This is a genomic window from Paenibacillus lacisoli (genome assembly GCF_030580655.1).
In the GTDB taxonomy this organism is placed as follows: Bacteria; Bacillota; Bacilli; order Paenibacillales; family Paenibacillaceae; genus Paenibacillus; species Paenibacillus lacisoli.
In genome coordinates this window covers 114,912-133,978 of the sequence record NZ_JAUQTB010000007.1, presented here as the reverse complement: position 1 = coordinate 133,978, position 19,067 = coordinate 114,912, and the positions used below count along the sequence as shown (strand labels likewise).

Below are 19,067 nucleotides of genomic sequence, written 5' to 3'. Positions count from 1 at the left end.
CAGATAACGCCGGAGACGCTTTGTGGACCGCCATGGTTTATTGCGGGCTGCGGATGTTTATACCGCATCGGGGACGCCGTCTGGCCTGGGCGGTAAGCGTCCTGTTCAGCTGGCTGATTGAACTGAGCCAGCTGTATCAGGCCCCCTGGATCCACGAGATCCGAGCCACGACACTGGGCGGATTGATTCTGGGTCAGGGCTTTCTGTGGGCGGATCTGGTCCGCTACCTGGCGGGCGGGAGCGCTGCTTGGGCAGCAGATGTAATGACCCGCCGCTTTATGCAATACAGCACTAACAACAAGTCATAGACAAGTAGAGGTGGTAATCATGCTTCAATCCCTTTCGGCAATAGCACTCTATCGTCAGGTCTCCGAAGAATCGGTCTCCGCAGAGGAGCTGCCATGGCTGCGTCTTCTCGTATCGGCTGAGGAACGTATAGTTAACCTCGAGCGGATCACTTCTCTGAACGATCTGGCTGATGCCAATCCGGTACTGGATTATGTTGAGCGAACGCTGCAGGTATTGGATGAACTGTCCGTATCGTTCTGGATGAAGGATCTGCTGGAGGAGGTGCTAACCTGGGCAGAAACCGCCAAAGGCGGAACGATGCGTCAGCGTCTCCGCTGGCAGCAGGAAGGCATCAACCTGTTCGTACATAATATCGGCTCCGCCCAGCTGTATGAACGTTATCTTGCACAGACGGCTTACCCCCGCAGTGAGATTATACGTACGTTGATTGAGACCCATGGGCTGATTGGCCAATACATCCGCGGAGAGATCCCGTTCGAAGAGAACCTGCCGCTGCGTGAGCTGGTCCGCCAGCAATGGCTCACGGAAGAGGAGCTGTATCAGACGCTGCTGGCGCTGAATGAATGTGTCATTGCCGGGGTGGACCGGCAGCTGTGGAATCAGGTATATCCTGAAGTCCAGCTGAACTGCCGCCGGGTAGCGGCTGATGATCGGCCAGAAGACTGGAGCCTTCAAGAGAGGCTGCGCCGCCTGCGCTCAGGTTCCATTGCCCGCGGGGAGCGTTTTGATCATGAATATGCTGTATTGGAATTGCAGGCTGATCTTGAACAGCTGCTGAAGCCGCTGCAGCATCGCACCATGTGGTACGTGGAGTCTGCGCTGCAGGATTTTTCGCTGAATGAAATGGTGAAGATCTTTGCACTCGCACTCCTGCCTTCGCAGAAGCCGGAGCTGGAGGGGGACGAACCGCTCAGGCATATCAGCTTTGAGCCTCTCATGAATACGATGTATTACGACTATCATGGAGAGAAGAAGATTAATGTCTATAAGAAACGGATGATCGAGAAATTCCTGGATGATCTGGAATGGGAGCAGCTAGGGGACGGGAAGGCCCGGCAGAATCCTCATCTGAAATTTCAGGTAGAGCGCAAGCCGGAGCTGCCGGATACGCTGTTCGTGGATTTTGCTTTCTCGGCGGCAGCATCGAAGCTGATCGACTTCTGCGTCGAAGCAGAGAAATCGCCGCTGTATGAGAAGGCAGTCCTGATGCTGTTTGATCTGTTTGGACTGCGGCGCGATGCGTATGACCGTTTTCATAATGAAGAGACCTATCTGGCTGATATGAACCGTTCGGCTGATTACAAGAAAGTTATACTGAATTATATTGTAGGCCAACAGGTGCTGGATATCGGTCCGGGCGGCGGTGTGCTGCTGGACCTGATCGAAGAAGAGCGGCCGGAGCTGAAGCCCGTTGGAATTGACATTTCCACGAATGTAATTGAAGCGCTGGAACGCAAAAAAGAGCTTGAAGGTCACCAATGGGAAGTGATGAAGGGGGATGCTCTTCAGCTCGAGGAATATGTGAAGACTGGCAGTATCGATACGGTTATTTTCTCTTCCATCCTGCATGAACTTTATTCCTATATCGAGCAGGATGGAAGCCGGTTTAATCTGAAGACGGTCGCGGATGCCCTTCGGAGTGCCTATCAAGTGCTGTCGCCCGGCGGGCGGATTATTATACGGGACGGCATTATGACCGAGCCGGTGGAGCAGATGCGGAGAATCCGTTTCCTGGAGGAAGACGGAATGGAATGGTTTCATCGATATTCGGAGGACTTCAAAGGCCGGGCCATTCGCTATAAGCAGCTGAATGATACGGAAGTCCTGATGCCGGTGAACGATGCAATGGAATTTCTGTATACGTATACCTGGGGCGAGGAGGCTTACGTTCACGAGGTGCAGGAGCAGTTTGGATATGTCACGCCATCCCAGTATACGGACTTGATCCATGATACCCTGGGTAATGAAGCGTTCATTCGGGTGTTTGATCATTATCTGCAGGAAGGCTATGCTGAAGCGCTGAGTGAGCGTATCATTTTCATGGAGGAAGATGGGCGTGAGGTGCATCTGCCAGACAGCACCTGTCTCATTGTGATTGAGAAGCCGGCTGGATAGCAGCGGATCCGGTTTACACCTCCAGCCGGACTTGCTTATAATGGTATAAAATAACAGGCGAACGGGGGATGACACAATGAGTCTGAAGATCAGGGAAGCCAGGCCGGAAGATGCCTCAGGGATGGCTAAAGTTCATGTGAAGAGTTGGCAGACCACCTATAAAGGGATTGTACCGGAGGCTTATCTGGCTGAATTATCGATACCGGACAGGACCGAGATGTGGAAGCGCGCTATCAACAGGCCCGAAGCAGACCGCCTGCTCTACGTCGCTGAGGATGAAGAAGGCGTGATTCAGGGTTTTGTGACAGGCGGTCCTAACCGGGAGCAGCATCCGGACTATCAGGCCGAGCTGTACGCCATCTACCTCATGGAGGAAGTGCAGGGACAAGGGCTGGGGCGTCTGCTGGTGGAGCGGCTTGCGGCCAGGCTGCTGTCCCTGGGATATACCTCAATGATGGTTTGGGCGCTGGAGGAGAATGCGGCTGTGTCATTCTATGAACGGTTGGGAGCAGAGCGGGTTAAGACGGTTACAACAGAGATCGGCGGGAAGCAGCTGCAGGAAGTCGGATTGGGCTGGAAGCATATCAGCATCAGCATGGGAGCATAAGGGGATAATCGGATGAACATTCAGGGATTAAATCATTTATGCTTCTCCGTATCTGATCTGGATCGCTCGATATCCTTTTACCGGGATGTCTTTGATGCAAAGCTGCTGGTCCGGGGAAGAAAGCTGGCTTACTTTGATTTAGGCGGATTATGGGTGGCTCTTAACGAAGAGAATGTGGACCGTTCACTCCAGCCGCAGACGTATACGCATATCGCCTTTTCTGTAGAGGAGGGGGAGCTGGATGGTTGTCTTGCACGGCTGCATGGAGCCGGAGCACACATACTCCCTGGCCGTGAGCGGGATGAGAGAGACCGCAGGTCCGTCTATTTCCTGGATCCTGATGGCCATCGCTTCGAATTCCACACGGGTACACTGGCTGAACGTCTGGACTATTACAGGACGGATAAGCCGCACATGATATTTACCGAGGAATGAACCGGAATGCTGTATATATTAAAGACCTGACCGGGCACTAGGCCTGATCGGGTCTTTGGTATAACTTATAACCGGGGATCAGCAGTCAAGAATGCTACGCCCTGCTTCAAATTCTCATAGGTCCAGCTTACATGGTTCTGATCCGTATATCCGCGGTAGGTAGATTCAATGACCAGAATCAAATCCAGGTACAGATTATATAGCGCACGCCGCTGCTGCTCAGATTTTGTCAGGACTGGACGTCCGTAACCCTTGAGGAAGGCATCGGACCCAGCGAATTTGCCGAAATAGTATTCAATCAGAGGATCACCCCAGATCGTCCGTTCGAAATCAATCAGACCTGTTACCTGTCCGTTCTGTACAAAAATATTCCCGTCCCACAAATCCCAGTGCACCAGCTGTGGAACCTGAACCTCATCCAGATAAGGCAGGCGGCGCTGTATTTCCTGTTCGATCACTTCATCATCAACGGGCAGCTCTACGCCGGCATCTCTGCCGTCCTGAAGGACATTCTCTATCATCAGCGTAAAAGCTTCCCGCCAGGTATCCTTCTGCTGGCCGCTCTCCAAAAAAGTTCCGAAGCGCGTGCCTTCCACCGCATTCAACAGCCGGTTCAGCTGACCAATCTGTTCCTCGATCACATCCTGCTCGGATTTGGACAGATGGGGCTTTGCCTTGTTGTACGGCGTCCCTTCTACATACTCCATCATAAAATATTCCGCAGGAGCAAGACTGAAGGTATCGTCATGGATGAGCACCTTTGGAACCGGCATGCCCTTCAGCTCTCCGGCGCGCTCCAGCGCCGCAACTTCGGCCTTCATTATATGCTGTTCGTAACGCATCAGTCTGACATCAGCAGGAGGGGCGATTTTTAATACAACACGTTCCCCGGTATCAAGCTCAATAGAGTAAGCGTTATTAGCCCAGCCGTCTGCCAGCTCAACTGCTGAACGGACACTATGATTCAGGGCAGTATGTACAATTTCGTTGATCTGCTCCGGGCTAAGACGGGTTTTATTCGCACTTTCCATGTGCAGCACCTCTTATCTTTTTATTAATTTAATCCAGTCCATCCCATTCTTGTACAGCCTTACACAATGACGTCTCTTTTAATCTTCGCGGCGCTGGTATCCATCTCCTTGCTCTGGTTTTGATATGCTGCAGGCTTCTGAAATTTGGATTACTCAGGATTACCCGGGGCGGGACTCCGTCAACACAAGGGTTTACAGCAGGATGATATTAAGGGATAATTTTACAACAAAATAGTTTGAATGAGCTTTAAGCGGGTTCAACGACACCGTGGATCAAGCACAAACAAAAGATGGGCAGGAGGATGCTTCTTGACAGCAGCAGGAATCAACAAAGGGATGAATGCGGACCTGGCCGCACAGCTGGAGCAGTCGGAGATCCATTATATGGCTGACCGGATGCGGGCGATTCAGGAACGTTCCGGCAATCCGATGGGAGTACATATCCGGCAAGTAGACGGTCTGCTTGCTCTAAGGAGCAGCGGTATGCCATGGCCGCAGTTCAATACAGTTAAAGGGCTGGAGTCCCGGCATGTAGAGCAGCTGGATGATATTTTGGGCTTCTACCCGGAAGACGGGCGGGCTCCGCAGCTGGAGATTATCCCGTCCAAAGGATCACCGGAGCTGTCCCGGGCGCTGGCTGCACGCGGTTATGTCCAGACCGGCTTTCATGCCTCGTGGTATATGGAGGGGATCAACCAGACAGACGCTGCAGGGCAGAGGCTGCCTACAGGCATCGAAGTACGTGAACTGGAAGGCGATGAATTTGACACCTATGCCCGTATTCATTGTCTGGGTACAGGGTTGCCGATCGCCGGTCTAAGCCATGTTGCAGACAATAATATTGTGCTTCACGGAAGAAAGGGCTGGAGCTTTTATCTCGCATTGGCGGACGGGATTCCGGCAGGCACCGGCGTGATGTACGCACAGCGTGATCAGGCTTCCTTAACTTTTGCAGCAACACTGCCAGAATACCGCGGCCGCGGCATCCAGCAGGCATTAATTCGCCATCGTTTAGCTGCTGCCGCCGCACTCGGCTGCACGTTACAGGTCAGCCAGACCGCTTATGGCTCCATCAGCGGCAGGAACATGGAGCGCTGCGGGATGAGGCTGGGCTACACCCGTGTAACCTGGACGAAGGAGGATTAGAAGATGAGATTAGGAAAACCCATGGAATCATCCAGAAAATCCAGACTGTGGGGTGCCCTTATTCTGTTCTTGGTGCTTGTACCGGCTGCTTATGATTTCAGTTTAGGTTTTATGAATGGATGGAAAGCGGCGCATTAATTCAAAGGGAGGCAGCATGATGAATTACGTCCAACTGGCGGAACGCCCGAAGCCGCGGCAGACAGACGATCACCCTGATACCAATCAGGAGACCCCGGCGATTCATCAGATGTCAGGCTGGAAAAGGCATTTAAGAAGGCTGAACCAACACGGAGCTTTTTATATTCTCTTGACCTTCTTGGCTTTAGGATTTGGCCAGAATCATTTTATGGGTTACTCCCTTGGCGACTCCCTTCTGGAAGGTTTGGGGTTATCGGCTTGGACGAAGCGTGACCCAATCGGACTGCACATCACTTTTTTCGTCACTCTGGCCCTATTTGTGCCCGGCTATGTGTTATCCCTCAGACGAAACCGCAGCCGGTCATTCAGAACGTGGTTTCATATAGCCATCATTTCTTTTTTGATCGTGTACCCGTGGCTTAGTGAAAAGGCTGTATTCCGAGTTAATTATTTCTCCGCAGGTGGTAAGACCGTACTATATTATCAGGATGAGAGCTCGTGTTCTTTTAGGCATACCGCAGACGAGCAAGGTCAAGGAACAGCCAGCTGCAAGCTGAAGCTGGCGAATACAGGCAGGGAGAAGCTGGAGGTCACACTAATTCCGGTTATCAGCCAAGCGCTCAAAGACTCACCGCCGCTATCACCGAATCAGATTCAATTGGAACCACAGACGGTCGTGCTGGAGCCGCATTCAATAACGAATGTTAATCCGTCTTTTCATAATCGCAGGCCTGCTCCAGTCCTGAATCTGCAGATGATCCACAATGTCGGGCTGAAGATCGAGGTCAATGGAGAGCAGCGAATCTGGGAAGAACATTAATTCGAGCATTGGAGAGGGACTTATGCAGGCTCCGTCATACATCCTGCAGATCTGGGACCGGTTCAGTGCATTCAGTATGGAGACGCTGACCAAAGCCTGGTGTTTTGAGCGGTGTGCTGAACCGGAGAGCCGCCAGCGTAGTGAGCCAGGCGGGACTCATGCATGAATCCCGGCTTGACAGTACGGAGGAATGGGCCGAACGCATTCATGCCCGGACCGGAATGAGCCCGGAGGTGATCCTCCAGGCATTGCAGGTCTATAACAGGGAAGCTTCCCGTAGAGAGCGCCTGTAAATATATAGTGAGCAGCGGCTACCCCTGATAACCTTTGTCTCCATAGGGCTGAAGCTTATCCAGCCAATGCTGCTCCAACTTTTCCAGCGCGTCTTTCGCATCAAAGAAGGGATCCTCTTTTGGCTTCAGTACCTCCAGCACCTCGATGTCAAAAGCATCTTCGCCGTATGTCTTCCACTCCTGCTGAAGCTGCTTGTTTATATGCGTGCCCATGTTAAGGGTAAAACGCTTGCCGTTCAGCGATTTGAGGTTCGGTGTGCTGTCCACCAGCATTCGTCCTGTTTTCCGGTTGATAATCCGGTATACGCCGGCTTCAATTTTGATCTCCTGATACTGCGCATTTAATTCTTTTCTGCGGTTCATATCCGCACCTCCTGACATTAGTTCACCAGCCAATACCGGCTGCCGTCTTCTTCACGATCGATAAACCCGTATTCAATCAGATACCTGCGGACGGTTACGTAATCGCTGAAGGCACTCTGGATCACGGCATTCGCTTCCGGCTCCGTATAAGTCCGTCCAGGTTCAAAACGCCTGGCGATTTCACGCAGCACGATCCAGCGGTTTTTCTCTTTCAGCTTGAAGGTCTTCAGCAGACCGTCACGCCCGTGGGGAAAATATTTATCCAGCACCTGCTCATTCTCTTCTTCCGTTACATTGTAGCGGTCATCCAGCATCCGTGCCGACTTGTGCGGCTGGACAAATATAGGTGCGTGCTGATCCTTCTCCTTCAGCAGCTCCATCATGGCAAGGAACAGCTTCGCCTGCCTTTCCTTCTCTTTGAGGGAGAACCGGTGATTACGGATCGTGGAGGCGCTGGAAATACCCGTCTCCTCCATAATTTCGCGGTCACTTTTCCCCTGATGAAATAGACGAAGGAGATGACTCTGATGCTCGGTCAAGCCGGTCAGCTTTTTGTCCAGCTGGGTCAGATATTCAAAAACAGAGCCGTATGCTTCACGGATGTGATGCTGGATGAAGCGTTCGGCATCATACAGCCGGTTACCCACAGGGTAGATCACACCTTGTTCTGCTATAAACCCGTCCAGCAGACACAGGTAATAGCCGTTCTCCTGAATATAACCTTGTTTCAATTCATCGGCAGAGGCATTCCAAAACCGATCGTTAATATCCATTTAGCAAACATCTCCTGATTTCGATGGTTATTTTATAGACAATATATTATCTTGTTTATTTATTGTCAATTTTTTTGTTTAAGGAGGGCGCATATGCTTAGCGTTGAAGATGTATTCGGATGTGATCGGTCGGAGCGGCTTCGTAAGCTGGAGACCGGAGTACGGGCTTGCCGAGATTGGTTATGCCTTGGGGAGTCCATACTGGGGAAGAGGGCTGGCCACCGAGGCGGTACGGGCTCTGCTGCGCTTTGGATTCGATGTGATGAAGCTCAATCGGCTCGAAGCCCGCTGCAATGCAGATAATACAGGTTCTGAACGGGTCATGCAGAAGGCGGGAATGACTTTCTAAGGCGTTCTGCGCAAGCAGCTGCCCATCAAGGGAATCTATCGTGATCAGAAGCTGTATTCCATATGGAGGGATGAATTTTATACCCCTGTCCGCCATGATCTGGTAAAATAACAGGATTGAGATGAAAGAATACAGGAGGAAAAAAGATTGTGAATATTAAGCTATCCCAGCAAATCAGGGCAGCCGGTGTTAATCCGTACACCAAGGTCGTGCGGACATTTCAGTCCACCTTTACACCGCAAGCCGGGCATAAAATCAGCGATCCTGCTTTTGGAGATATGCAATATTATGATGTAGAAGACGTCATTATTGATTTCAGCGAGAATGAGTGCTGGGTCATTCTGCCGACGATGATTATTCCATCGGATGATATTGAGGATCTCCGTGATGCAGTACGGGAATATCGATCGCACGGATGGGAATGTCCTAAGCCTGTTTAAATGTATAGGGATTGTTCGGTCGTGTTATGAGTGTTAGAGACAAGGAATAGAGTAGGGTGGTAGATTTCAATATGGCTACGGAGAAACCAATTGTAAGTATTGTGGTACCTTGCTACAACGAGGAGCCGGTCATTGACGAGACGGTCAGCCGGCTCAGCGTTGTGCTTCAAGGCATGATGGAGGAAGGACTGGTCTCGGAGCGCAGCTACATGCTGCTCGTGAATGACGGCAGCGCGGACCGGACATGGGAGATGATTGAACGGCATCATGCGGCCAATCCGCTGGTCAGCGGGTTGAAGCTGGCGGCGAATGTAGGGCATCAGAACGCACTGCTGGCAGGTCTGATGCAGGCCAGACACCATTCAGACTGTGCAATTTCCATCGATGCCGACCTGCAGGATGACGTGAATGTCATCCGTGAATTTGTCCTTAAATTCCTGGAAGGCAATGAGATCGTCTATGGTGTCCGGCAGAGCCGTGCGACGGATACCTGGTTCAAGCGTACCACGGCACTGGCCTTTTACCGTCTGATGAAGTCAATGGGACTTAAAGTGGTCTACAACCATGCGGATTACCGGCTGATGAGCCGCCGCGCGCTGGAGCAGCTGTCCAAGTTCAAGGAAGTTAACGTCTTCCTGCGCGGCCTGGTGCCGCTGATCGGACTGAAGTCAACATCGGTTTATTACGACCGGCAGGAACGTTTTGCCGGCGAATCCAAGTACCCGCTAAAGAAGATGATTTCATTTGCTTTTGAAGGCATTACTTCGTTAAGCGTTGAACCAATCCGCATGGTTACCCTGTCCGGCTTTTTATTCTTCGGCGTGAGCGTACTGGCCGGCGTGTATTCCCTCTTCGCCAAGCTGAACGGCAGTACAGTAACGGGATGGACCTCGCTGATGCTGTCATTATGGTTTATCGGCGGTATGGTGCTGATCTCGCTTGGGCTGATCGGGGAATATGTCGGCAAAATCTACAAAGAGGTTAAGCACAGACCCCTCTATCTGATAGAGAACGATTTGCGCGCAGCGGCTTATACGGAGCGGGATGAAACGGACAGTTCCAGAGAGCGGGTTCGTGTCTATGATCGGTAAAATTTCGGGGTTTATCCGAAGCAGCGATCTCGTGCGGTTCATTCTGGTGGGCGTCGTTAATACACTGATCGGATTGACGGTCACGTTCCTCTGCCTGAATGCGCTGCACCTGAATTACTGGGCGTCCACACTGATCGGGAACGTGGTGGGGGCGGTTAACAGTTATTTTATGAACAAGGCCTTTACTTTCCGGTCGGAGGCGAGTTTGGGAGAGACATGGTGGAGATTCATATTGGTGACCGCCGCCTGCTACGTATTGGCATATGGTCTGGCCTCCTACGCTGTTCAGGCGGCGCTTCATGCCGTATTGCCGGATGCCAGCCTGCGGCTTCGTGACAATATGGCTGCCTTGATCGGCAGCGGGATGTACACGCTGATGAATTATGCGGGTCAAAAGCTTTTCACCTTTCGCAGGACAAAGGAAAAATTGGAGGGATAAAATCCATGAGGAGAACGGGCTTGGCCGAGGTGCTGGCCGTCATCGCGGGGATGGTAATCCTCGTATACATACTGTTTACCAAACCCTTCGTGGGTGTCGCAGACAATGGGGACTTTTTACGTGTGATGGGATCTATCGGACTGAATTATTATCCGGCCGATGAGCCGGCTTCAGATCGATTCTTCACTTATGCACACTCTCATTTTAACTATGATTATTTCTTCCGCGGATTCTATGTTTCCACCCAGATTATTCTAGTGGCTGTCGCCCGCCTGGTAGGATACGTATTGAACAGCTCGCTGTTCGATATTCGTGTGCTGGGCGCCATCTTCGGCCTGCTGCTGCTGGCAGCAACCTTTATTCTTGTCCGGTACAATCAGTACCGCTCACGGATCGTCGGATTTTTGCTGGCGGTGCTGCTGCTGTTTGTTTTTTTTGACATCGGTTATGTTGCCTATTTCAACTCCCTGTTCGGAGAACCGGTATCCATGCTGTTCATGCTGCTTTCCCTTGGTTTCGGGCTGTGGCTGGTGAATGAAGAAAAGCCTTCGCGCAAGCTGCTGTGGATGTTTTTTATCTCGGTATTTTTCCTGTCATGCGCCAAAATTCAGAATGTTCCGGTCGGCATCCTGTTCGCCTTGATCGGGCTTCGCCTGATGAGTCTTCACTATGACCTCAAATGGCGTAAAACCGCACTGTGGCTGTCTGTATCGATCTTCGTGATCTCTGTCGTTATGTATGTCGCTGCCCCGAAGGATCTGAAGAATATTAACCTCTATCAAACCTTCTTCTTCGGGATTCTGAATGGTTCACCGGATGTCAAAGGCGATCTGGAGGAGCTGGGACTGCCTGAACGGCTGTCCGTACTGGCAGGCACCAACTATTTTGAGGGCGGCACTGCGATCAAGCAGGATGATCCGTCGCTGCAGGCGGACTTTTATGACAGGGTATCGCATAAGGACGTGCTTTTCTTCTATCTCAAGCATCCCTCCAGGCTCATCGATAAAATGGAGTTCGCGGCCAATAACAGTATGACCATCCGTCCGTATTACCTGGGCTCCTATGTGAAGGAGGAGGGCAAGCCGGCAGGTGCATTATCCTTTGCTTACAGTACATGGAGTGAGTTTAAGAAGGCTCATATGCCTCATTCCCTGCTTTTCATCGTTTTGTTTTATGCGGTTTATTACGCAGTTGCGCTTGTCGAGTATTTCCGTGCACGGGCAAATAGCACCCGTATCCGCATTGAACTGCTGATGGTGATTGGCCTGGTCGGTATAGTCGGATTCATGATTCCCATTCTGGGGGACGGACAGGCTGATATCGGCAAGCATCTGTTCCTGTTTGATGTAAGTTTTGACATGATGGCCATTGTATCGGTAGTCTGGCTTGTCTATCGGATCGTGCACTTGAGCATTTTTCGCCGACGGAGCTATTATTAACTGCAGGATCAGGCTTGACTGTTCGAATTGATGGATACATGAATATGCAAGTACCAGGGAGCACCCAGCACAGCTGGGTGCTTTTTTGGTCTTTGGCCATTTGAAACGGTATGATTCATCTAATTTATGTATTAATATGTTGAAAAATAGGAAATGTTCCCTTGGTAAAAACTCTATACAATACAACTAAGAGAGCTTGTGGACCGTGTGTTGATGTTCCGAATGATGGCGTTTACATTGCTTGTCCATCAAGCTTTTGTCATAATAGGGACAGCTGCGGAACACCAGCTAGTATGATTTGGAACCCAATCATCCCAGTAGAAGTCATTGAATCAGAAATAATTGGCATTTCCGTCCTCTATTGAATCCCAAAAACCACGACGGAGGGAACTCTTATGAGTATCGAAGACAGCAGCATGCAGAAGCCTTGGCAGCATTACTACGGACCCAATCTGGGTTATGTGCAGGAGCAGTATGAGCAGTACGTACAGGACCCGTCTTCGGTGGAACCGGCGTACCGTGAATTGTTTGATCTTTGGGGTGAACCGCCGCAGAATGATTCCGTGAGCCCGGCAGCTCCAAGTACAGCTGTATCCCCCCCTACGGCAGGACCACAGGGGATCGACCGCAACGCTTTACAGAAAGCGGTTACAGCAGGGAAGCTGGTCTGGAATATTCGCACGTATGGTCACTTGGCTGCAGATATCGACCCGTTGGGATTGAGTCCGAAGGCTGATGTGCAGCTGCTGGACCCTGCTTCTTACGGATTGAGTGAACAGGACTTGAAGGCATTTCCAGCCTCTCTAATATGGGATGGAGCTCCGGATGACACCCTGAACGGGTGGGACGCCATTCAGAAATTGAAGGAACGGTATACCGGGCCGATCGCTTTTGAATTCAGCCATGTGCACGACGAACTGGAGAGAGACTGGCTGAACAGTCAAGCAGAATCCGGCAGCAAGCCGTTAACTGCAGATGAGCAGAAGGAGCTGCTGAGCCGCCTGGTAGAGACAGAGCAGTTTGAAGAGTTTCTTCACAAAACGTTTGTCGGACAGAAGCGCTTCTCTCTGGAAGGCAATGATGTTCTTGTACCTGTGCTGGATGAGATCGTCCGCATCATGGTGCATGAAGGAGCCAGCCATGTGCTGATGGGAATGGCTCACCGCGGACGCCTGAATGTTCTGGCTCATGTCCTTGGCAAGCCTTACAGCAAGATTTTCTCCGAATTCCATCATTCGCCGAACAAGGATCTTGTTCCATCCGAAGGGTCGACGGGGATCAACTATGGCTGGACCGGCGATGTGAAATATCACCTTGGTGCAGACCGTGTCTTCAAGGATGGAGAGACCCGTCAGGCCCGCCTGACGCTGGCCAACAACCCGAGTCACCTGGAATACGTGAATCCGGTCGTTCAGGGATTTGCCCGTGCCGCTCAGGAGGACCGCAGCAAGGCAGGCTATCCGGAGCAGGACTTCAATAAGGCGGCAACGATTCTGATGCACGGAGATGCCGCATTCCCGGGGGAGGGCATTGTCGCTGAGACGCTGAACTTCAAGAAGCTGCCTGGTTTCCAGAACGGGGGGACGATCCACATTATCGTGAATAACCGTCTCGGCTTTACGACAGACAGCTCTGACTCGCGTTCGACCCACTATGCGAGCGATCTGGCCAAAGGCTATGAGATTCCGATTGTCCATGTTAACGCGGATGATCCTGAAGCGTGCATTGCAGCGGCCCGCATGGCGAGCGAATACCGCAACAAGTTCAAGAAGGATTTCCTGATTGACCTGATCGGCTACCGCCGTTACGGCCATAACGAAACCGACGATCCGGAAACAACCCAGCCGCTTGTGTATGCCAAAGTGAAGAAGCATCTGACGGTCAGCCGCCTTTATAGTGCAAGATTGGCAGAACAAGGACTGCTTGATGCGAAGGCCAACGATGCCCTGATCCAGCAGACCCAGGAACGTCTGAAGGCAGCCTACGAAGAAGTAAAGAGCGATCCGAAAGAAGAGCCTTTGAAGGCCAAAGCAAAACGGATCCAGCCTGAGAAGGCAGGCCGTACGGGCGTTGCACTTGAATCACTGCGTGAAATAAACCGGAATCTTCTGAAATGGCCTGCTGATTTCAAGGTGTACCCGAAACTGGAACGGATTCTGCAGCGCCGTGAGACAGCGCTGAACGATGGCGAGAAGGTGGACTGGAGTCTCGCAGAGACGCTGGCATTCGCCACGATTCTGGCTGACGGCAAGCCCATCCGTCTGACAGGCCAGGATGCGGAGCGCGCTACGTTCGCACACCGTAACCTTGTTCTTCATAATCCGGAGAACGGCAGCACCTTCTGCCCGCTCCATGAGCTTCCGCAGGCCAAAGCCTCCTTTGCGGTGCACAACAGTCCGCTTTCCGAGGAATCGGTGCTGGGGTTCGAATATGGCTATAACGTTTATTCTCCAGAGACGCTGGTGATCTGGGAAGCACAGTTCGGCGATTTTGCCAACTGCGCCCAGGTTATCTTTGACCAGTTCATCTCAGCTGGACGTGCGAAGTGGAAGCAGAACTCCAGCCTGGTGATGCTGCTGCCGCATGGCAGTGAAGGACAGGGACCGGAGCATACAAGTGCCCGTCTGGAACGTTTCCTGCAGCTGGCAGCAGAAGATAACTGGATTGTCGCCAATCTAAGCAGTGCGGCGCAGTACTTCCATCTCCTCCGCCGTCAGGCGGCGTTGACAGAGACGGAGGAAGCACGTCCGCTCGTCCTGATGTCACCAAAGAGCCTGATCCGCAACAACCGTGTTGCTTCGCCTGCTTCAGCTCTGAGCAGCGGCAGCTTCCAGCCTGTGCTGGAGCAGCCGGGTCTTGGCAGTAAGGCCGATGCGGTCGAGCGGCTCGTACTGTGCAGCGGCAAGATGGCCATTGATCTGGAAGAGGCACTCGACAAGGAAGCAGGTCAGGATACTTCCTGGCTGCACATCGTTCGTGTCGAACAGCTCTATCCATTCCCGGAGACGGAGATCAAGACGATTCTTGGCCGCTACCGGAACCTGAAGGAAATCGTGTGGGTACAGGAAGAGCCCAAGAATATGGGGGCCTGGACCTACATGGAACCTAGACTGCGGGCAGTTGCTCCGGCGGGCGCAAGCGTCGGTTACAATGGACGTCCTGAACGTTCCAGCCCTGCAAGCGGATATCAGCATGTACACAGCCAAGAGCAGCAGCAGATCGTCAAGCTGACTTTAAAATATGATGCGAAAAATAATATACCACTGGGGAGGTAACGGCTGTGAGTGAGATCAGAGTACCTGCAATGGGTGAGTCGATCACCGAAGGAACCATTTCTAGATGGCTTGTGAAGGAAGGGGATCAGGTCGGACAGGGGGATGTCCTGCTCGAACTGGAGACCGATAAGGTGAACCTGGAGATCAGCGCTGATGAATCCGGCGTCATCGCTCAGATTCTCCGCCAGGAAGGAGATACCGTTGAGATTGGCGAAGCTGTCGGCGTGATCGCCGCAGGGAGTGGTGCAGCCGCAGAGACCGCTGCTGCCCAGGCTCCGGCCGTACCGGCCCCGCCTTCGGCTGAGGCACCCGCTGCGGTTGCACCAACCGCAGCACCGGTGAACGGCGATGATGCCACGCTGAAGAACACGAAGTCCGAGGCAGCAGCCGAGCCGGGTGAATCCCAGCATACCGCATCGCCGGCGGCCCGTAAGCTGGCCCGCGAGCGCGGCATCGGCTTGGGTCAGGTGCAGAGCAATGACCCGATTGGCCGCATCTACTCGAACGATGTGAAGACGCATGGTACGACAGCGCAGGCTCCAGCCGCTGCTCCAGCGCCGAAGCCAACGCCGTCTGCAGCACCTGCAGCTGCGAAGGCACCGGAAGGCAAGCCGGTAGAACGCCAGAAGATGTCACGCCGCCGGGCAACAATTGCAAAACGTCTGGTGGAGGCGCAGCATACAGCAGCCATGCTGACAACGTTTAATGAAGTGGATATGACCGCTATCCTGGATGTGCGCAAACGCAGAAAAGACAAATTTAAGGAAAAACATGATGTAGGACTCGGTTTCATGTCGTTCTTCACCAAGGCGGTTGTCGGTGCGCTGAAAAAGTTCCCGATGCTCAATGCCGAAATTGATGGAGATGAAATTGTTCTTAAGAAGTTTTATGATATTGGCATCGCGGTCTCGGCTCCGGAAGGACTGGTTGTTCCGGTTGTCCGGGATGCAGAACGGCTGGGTTTCGCCGAGATTGAGAAGAGCATTGCGAATCTCGCATCCAAAGCCCGCAGCAACAGCCTTTCCCTGGCTGATCTGCAGGGAGGTACATTCACCATCACCAACGGCGGTATTTTTGGCTCGCTGCTGTCCACACCAATCCTGAATACACCTCAGGTTGGTATTCTGGGTATGCATAAGATCCAGATCCGCCCGGTTGCCATTGATGAGACACGTATGGAAAACCGTCCGATGATGTACATCGCTCTTTCCTATGATCATCGGATTATTGACGGCAGTGAGGCGGTCCGCTTCCTCGTAACGATTAAGGAGCTGCTGGAAGATCCGGAGTCCCTGCTGCTTGAAGGTTAAGAACTTTTGTTAAATTCATACACAAAAAAAGGTGCTCCCTGGCTTATCAGTCAGGGAGCACCTTTTACTATTCACACATCTATACTTCGGCAACTGCAGGGGTATGGGTATCCAGCCATTTCACCAGATCCCGGAAAACTTCCTCGCGGTTGACTTCATGCAGCATCTCATGCCGCCCTTCCGGGTACAGCTTGTACGTCACTTCATGAATGCCGAGTTCGCGATACTGATCAGCCAGACTGAGTACACCTTTACCATGAAGACCAACCGGGTCCTGCTCACCGGAGAACAGATAAACCGGCTTGTCTTTGGGAATACGCAATAATGAAGAGGGCACCTGAATGTCCTGAAGGAGTTTGAAGAAGTCACGGAAAAATCCGGCCGTGCAGATGGCCCCGCATAACGGGTCATTGATAAACAGGTCTACTTCTTCCTGATCCCGGGACAACCAATCGAAGGGTGTGCGTGCAGGACGAAAGGAACGGTTAAATCCGCCAAAAACGAGCGCATTCAGCAGCATACTGCGATGGTTCTCCCCGCGCATCATGGATTGCATGACGGCAAGACGTTCGCCCATTTTGAGCAGGCTTCTCTTGCCGTTGGTTCCTGACAGAATGAAGCCGCTATAGAGCTCCGGCTTGTCGTACATCAGCTTCTGGGTGAGGAAGGATCCCATGCTATGTCCCATCAGTATGATAGGAAGGGCAGGCTGCTCCTTCCGGATCCAGGCTCCTAGCTCGGCCATATCTTCAGCCATCCGGTTGAACGCATCCGGCCCCGGGTTTCCGAGCATGTCCGGCCCTGAGGCGGTCCGGCCATGGCCAAGATGGTCATTCGCGTAAACGATATATCCGTGCCGGGTGAGATATGCAGCGGCCTCCTCGTACCGCAGAGCGGTTTCGCACATGCCGTGTGCAATCTGCACGATACCGCGGAAGGGTGTCTCCTTGTCTGGCAGCCAGCGATAGACGAAGAGAGGTGTCCCTTCCCGGTTCATCAGCGTAAACGTTGTATCCTGCAAGCTCCGTTCACTTCCTTACTGAATTATGGAAGATAAGATCTTAGAACAGTTGCGCTGCCGTTCAGTGTATACTGCCCCAGGTTAGCAGGCAGAAGGAAGCATTGTCCGGCCTGGTAGGCAATGGGTTCTAATGCATCATCCCAGCTGATGCTGCCGCTGCCTTCACAAATCACGAGTACGGTGAAGCTGTCTTCCGTAGTATTGAGGCTCCAGTCACCAGCAATCACACCTTTCTCAACGACAAAATAAGGACAGCGGGCCAGTTCCAGCCATTCCCCCGGCTTGGTGCCCGACGTCTTCATGGTCGTCGCGCCGGCACCTTCATATGAGGTCACATTCAGGGAATCCTCGATATGCAGCTCACGCGGCTTCCCGTCGAGACCTGGACGGTTATAGTCGTACAGACGGTAAGTCGTATCGGAATTCTGCTGAATTTCCGCTACAATGACACCCGCGCAGAGAGCATGTACCGTTCCTGCCGGGATGAAGAACGTATCACCGGCTTCGACCGGAACCTGCTGCAGCGTATCCATGACCGTTCCATTCTCGAGTGCTTCCCGCAGACTCTCGCGGGTAACTCCTTCCTGCAGGCCATAAATAATTTTGGCACCGGGTTTGGCATCCATAACATACCACATTTCCGTCTTGCCAAGTTCCCCTTGGGGAAGGCCCGCATAATCATCGGTCGGATGAACCTGAACCGACAGATCATCATTACAATCCAGCAGCTTAATCAGCAGAGGAAAACGTCCGCCTTGTTCAGATACACCTTTGGTTCCCAGCCATTCCTGGCCGTACTGGGTACGTATCTCGTCCAGTCCCAGCCCGGCCAGTGCCCCGTTCAATACAGAAGTTGTGCCATTGGCATGGTCCGCGATCATCCAGCCTTCCCCGATATGGCCCTGCGGCGGAGTCAGGCCCAGCTGTTCTAGCCCCCGGCCTCCCCATACACGTTCTTTGAACTCCGGTTGAAACTGCAGTGGATAAGGTTTTAGCATCAATTTCTCTCCCCTTCTGATTGTGATACATTAATGGCGCATTGGACATTATTTCCTGATACAGGTGAGACTGAGGCCAATCATGAATCTTACAGCTATACAGGCAGCTTGCCGCAGTCAGAAGCCTAATTTCAGGTACGAACGGTTATCCCCGGGTGGACTGGAAGAACTCCAGGCGTTCACCATCAGGCCCGTCGAAGAAAAAGTAACGGCTGCCATTGGGCAAAGTCGTAATTTCAGGATCCAGTCCGTCCAGACCCAGACGTTTAATCCGCTCGTACTCATCTTCAATACCCTCTACGCTGAAGGCGACGTGGTGTACCTTTCCTTCATTCGGCAGGGAGCTGTCTGAAGCGCCTTCCACCAGTTCAATCTCAACACTGGTTTGTCCCTGAAAAGCCATAAATGCCAGACGGACGTGCTCGCCTATAGGGCCCATCGTCTCCAGAAGCTGGAGTCCGATAACGCGCTGGTAGAATTCAATGGAATCCTCCAGGGAAGATACCATAATACCTACATGTTCAAGTTTATTTACAGTCATACGAATCCTCGCTTTCCAGACGCTTAACCAAAAGGTCCAATCTTAATATCAATCCCGAATGTCAAATTAAAGTGACAATATGTATGGCTTCATCGTTTCGTGAAAAAGCCAAAATTTCTCGTACGCCCGCCGTC

The 19,067-nt window shown here is 52.2% G+C and carries 21 protein-coding genes and 1 pseudogene; 16 read left to right on the top strand and 6 right to left on the bottom strand.

Going from position 1 to position 19,067, the window contains the following annotated elements:
* Positions 1-14: 14 nt before the first annotated feature.
* From Q5741_RS13765 to fosB, 4 genes and pseudogenes are all read left to right on the top strand, one after another.
* Positions 15-308: pseudogene (locus tag Q5741_RS13765) on the top strand (ribosomal maturation YjgA family protein); the annotation flags it as partial.
* A gap of 19 nt (positions 309-327) precedes the next feature.
* Entirely contained in the window at positions 328-2,424 is a 2,097-nt protein-coding gene (locus Q5741_RS13760; protein WP_305024672.1) for a class I SAM-dependent methyltransferase, read from the top strand.
* A 76-nt stretch (positions 2,425-2,500) separates the two neighbouring features.
* On the top strand, positions 2,501-3,031 hold the full coding sequence (locus Q5741_RS13755; protein WP_305024671.1) for a GNAT family N-acetyltransferase: 531 nt from the start codon (positions 2,501-2,503) through the stop codon (positions 3,029-3,031).
* A gap of 12 nt (positions 3,032-3,043) precedes the next feature.
* The gene (fosB, locus tag Q5741_RS13750; RefSeq protein WP_305024670.1) at positions 3,044-3,466 is read left to right on the top strand and encodes a metallothiol transferase FosB; all 423 of its coding nucleotides are present in this window, start codon (positions 3,044-3,046) and stop codon (positions 3,464-3,466) included.
* Between the two features lie 65 nt (positions 3,467-3,531).
* Here fosB and Q5741_RS13745 read toward each other — a convergent pair whose 3' ends face one another.
* On the bottom strand, positions 3,532-4,497 hold the full coding sequence (locus Q5741_RS13745; protein ID WP_305024669.1) for a phosphotransferase family protein: 966 nt from the start codon (positions 4,495-4,497) through the stop codon (positions 3,532-3,534).
* A 309-nt stretch (positions 4,498-4,806) separates the two neighbouring features.
* On the opposite strand from Q5741_RS13745, the gene Q5741_RS13740 reads away from it, so the two are divergent.
* From Q5741_RS13740 to Q5741_RS13720, 5 genes are read left to right on the top strand one after another with little or no spacing between them, the layout of a single operon-like run.
* Entirely contained in the window at positions 4,807-5,643 is an 837-nt protein-coding gene (locus tag Q5741_RS13740; RefSeq protein WP_305024668.1) for a GNAT family N-acetyltransferase, read from the top strand.
* A gap of 3 nt (positions 5,644-5,646) precedes the next feature.
* Positions 5,647-5,781, top strand: coding sequence for a hypothetical protein (locus tag Q5741_RS13735; RefSeq protein ID WP_305024667.1), 135 nt, complete (start codon positions 5,647-5,649; stop codon positions 5,779-5,781).
* Between the two features lie 19 nt (positions 5,782-5,800).
* A complete protein-coding gene (locus Q5741_RS13730; RefSeq protein WP_305024665.1) occupies positions 5,801-6,601 on the top strand; it encodes a hypothetical protein in 801 nt (266 codons plus the stop codon).
* Positions 6,602-6,623: 22 nt separating this feature from the next.
* Positions 6,624-6,767 carry a hypothetical protein gene (locus tag Q5741_RS13725; protein WP_305024664.1) on the top strand — a complete coding sequence of 48 codons (144 nt, stop codon included), beginning with the start codon at positions 6,624-6,626 and terminating at the stop codon, positions 6,765-6,767.
* On the top strand, positions 6,760-6,894 hold the full coding sequence (locus tag Q5741_RS13720; protein WP_305024663.1) for a hypothetical protein: 135 nt from the start codon (positions 6,760-6,762) through the stop codon (positions 6,892-6,894). Before Q5741_RS13725 ends, Q5741_RS13720 begins: the two co-directional genes overlap by 8 nt.
* An 18-nt stretch (positions 6,895-6,912) precedes the next feature.
* Here Q5741_RS13720 and Q5741_RS13715 read toward each other — a convergent pair whose 3' ends face one another.
* Together Q5741_RS13715 and Q5741_RS13710 are read right to left on the bottom strand one after the other, a co-directional pair.
* Positions 6,913-7,257, bottom strand: coding sequence for a GIY-YIG nuclease family protein (locus Q5741_RS13715; RefSeq protein WP_305024662.1), 345 nt, complete (start codon positions 7,255-7,257; stop codon positions 6,913-6,915).
* A gap of 17 nt (positions 7,258-7,274) precedes the next feature.
* Positions 7,275-8,030, bottom strand: coding sequence for a DUF2087 domain-containing protein (locus tag Q5741_RS13710; protein ID WP_305024661.1), 756 nt, complete (start codon positions 8,028-8,030; stop codon positions 7,275-7,277).
* Between the two features lie 109 nt (positions 8,031-8,139).
* Between Q5741_RS13710 and Q5741_RS13705 the strand changes: the two genes are divergently transcribed.
* The 7 genes from Q5741_RS13705 to odhB all read left to right on the top strand — a co-directional run bounded on the left by Q5741_RS13705 (position 8,140) and on the right by odhB (position 16,373).
* The gene (locus Q5741_RS13705) at positions 8,140-8,379 is read left to right on the top strand and encodes a GNAT family N-acetyltransferase (RefSeq protein ID WP_305024660.1); all 240 of its coding nucleotides are present in this window, start codon (positions 8,140-8,142) and stop codon (positions 8,377-8,379) included.
* 149 nt (positions 8,380-8,528) lie between these two features.
* Positions 8,529-8,819 (top strand): hypothetical protein, encoded by a 291-nt coding sequence (locus tag Q5741_RS13700; RefSeq protein WP_305024659.1) that lies wholly within the window; start codon positions 8,529-8,531, stop codon positions 8,817-8,819.
* A gap of 71 nt (positions 8,820-8,890) precedes the next feature.
* Positions 8,891-9,910, top strand: coding sequence for a glycosyltransferase family 2 protein (locus Q5741_RS13695; RefSeq protein WP_305024658.1), 1,020 nt, complete (start codon positions 8,891-8,893; stop codon positions 9,908-9,910).
* Positions 9,864-10,349: a GtrA family protein gene (locus tag Q5741_RS13690; protein ID WP_305024657.1), complete on the top strand. Its 486-nt coding sequence runs from the start codon at positions 9,864-9,866 to the stop codon at positions 10,347-10,349. The genes Q5741_RS13695 and Q5741_RS13690 overlap by 47 nt, the downstream gene beginning before the upstream one ends.
* Before the next feature lie 5 nt (positions 10,350-10,354).
* On the top strand, positions 10,355-11,788 hold the full coding sequence (gene wsfD, locus Q5741_RS13685) for a glycan biosynthesis hexose transferase WsfD (protein ID WP_305024656.1): 1,434 nt from the start codon (positions 10,355-10,357) through the stop codon (positions 11,786-11,788).
* 395 nt (positions 11,789-12,183) lie between these two features.
* Entirely contained in the window at positions 12,184-15,063 is a 2,880-nt protein-coding gene (locus tag Q5741_RS13680; RefSeq protein ID WP_305024655.1) for a 2-oxoglutarate dehydrogenase E1 component, read from the top strand.
* A gap of 5 nt (positions 15,064-15,068) precedes the next feature.
* On the top strand, positions 15,069-16,373 hold the full coding sequence (odhB, locus tag Q5741_RS13675) for a 2-oxoglutarate dehydrogenase complex dihydrolipoyllysine-residue succinyltransferase (protein WP_305024654.1): 1,305 nt from the start codon (positions 15,069-15,071) through the stop codon (positions 16,371-16,373).
* Positions 16,374-16,452: 79 nt separating this feature from the next.
* On the opposite strand, the gene Q5741_RS13670 is transcribed toward odhB, so the two are convergent.
* The 3 genes from Q5741_RS13670 to Q5741_RS13660 form a co-directional block, all read right to left on the bottom strand.
* Positions 16,453-17,394: an alpha/beta fold hydrolase gene (locus tag Q5741_RS13670; protein ID WP_305024653.1), complete on the bottom strand. Its 942-nt coding sequence runs from the start codon at positions 17,392-17,394 to the stop codon at positions 16,453-16,455.
* A 23-nt stretch (positions 17,395-17,417) separates the two neighbouring features.
* Positions 17,418-18,392, bottom strand: a complete 975-nt coding sequence (locus Q5741_RS13665; RefSeq protein ID WP_305024652.1) for a type I phosphomannose isomerase catalytic subunit — start codon at positions 18,390-18,392, stop codon at positions 17,418-17,420.
* Positions 18,393-18,537: 145 nt separating this feature from the next.
* Complete coding sequence (locus Q5741_RS13660; RefSeq protein ID WP_305024651.1) at positions 18,538-18,933, bottom strand: VOC family protein; 396 nt, start codon at positions 18,931-18,933, stop codon at positions 18,538-18,540.
* Positions 18,934-19,067 lie beyond the last annotated feature (134 nt).

Coding starts and splice junctions, on each gene's coding strand:
- Q5741_RS13760 (WP_305024672.1), top strand. CDS start 328: ATGCTTCAATCCCTTTCGGCAATAGCACTCTATCGTCAGGTCTCCGAA.
- Q5741_RS13755 (WP_305024671.1), top strand. CDS start 2,501: ATGAGTCTGAAGATCAGGGAAGCCAGGCCGGAAGATGCCTCAGGGATG.
- fosB (WP_305024670.1), top strand. CDS start 3,044: ATGAACATTCAGGGATTAAATCATTTATGCTTCTCCGTATCTGATCTG.
- Q5741_RS13745 (WP_305024669.1), bottom strand. CDS start 4,497: ATGGAAAGTGCGAATAAAACCCGTCTTAGCCCGGAGCAGATCAACGAA.
- Q5741_RS13735 (WP_305024667.1), top strand. CDS start 5,647: ATGAGATTAGGAAAACCCATGGAATCATCCAGAAAATCCAGACTGTGG.
- Q5741_RS13730 (WP_305024665.1), top strand. CDS start 5,801: ATGAATTACGTCCAACTGGCGGAACGCCCGAAGCCGCGGCAGACAGAC.
- Q5741_RS13725 (WP_305024664.1), top strand. CDS start 6,624: ATGCAGGCTCCGTCATACATCCTGCAGATCTGGGACCGGTTCAGTGCA.
- Q5741_RS13720 (WP_305024663.1), top strand. CDS start 6,760: ATGCATGAATCCCGGCTTGACAGTACGGAGGAATGGGCCGAACGCATT.
- Q5741_RS13715 (WP_305024662.1), bottom strand. CDS start 7,257: ATGAACCGCAGAAAAGAATTAAATGCGCAGTATCAGGAGATCAAAATT.
- Q5741_RS13710 (WP_305024661.1), bottom strand. CDS start 8,030: ATGGATATTAACGATCGGTTTTGGAATGCCTCTGCCGATGAATTGAAA.
- Q5741_RS13705 (WP_305024660.1), top strand. CDS start 8,140: ATGTATTCGGATGTGATCGGTCGGAGCGGCTTCGTAAGCTGGAGACCG.
- Q5741_RS13695 (WP_305024658.1), top strand. CDS start 8,891: ATGGCTACGGAGAAACCAATTGTAAGTATTGTGGTACCTTGCTACAAC.
- Q5741_RS13690 (WP_305024657.1), top strand. CDS start 9,864: ATGAAACGGACAGTTCCAGAGAGCGGGTTCGTGTCTATGATCGGTAAA.
- wsfD (WP_305024656.1), top strand. CDS start 10,355: ATGAGGAGAACGGGCTTGGCCGAGGTGCTGGCCGTCATCGCGGGGATG.
- Q5741_RS13680 (WP_305024655.1), top strand. CDS start 12,184: ATGAGTATCGAAGACAGCAGCATGCAGAAGCCTTGGCAGCATTACTAC.
- Q5741_RS13665 (WP_305024652.1), bottom strand. CDS start 18,392: ATGCTAAAACCTTATCCACTGCAGTTTCAACCGGAGTTCAAAGAACGT.
- Q5741_RS13660 (WP_305024651.1), bottom strand. CDS start 18,933: ATGACTGTAAATAAACTTGAACATGTAGGTATTATGGTATCTTCCCTG.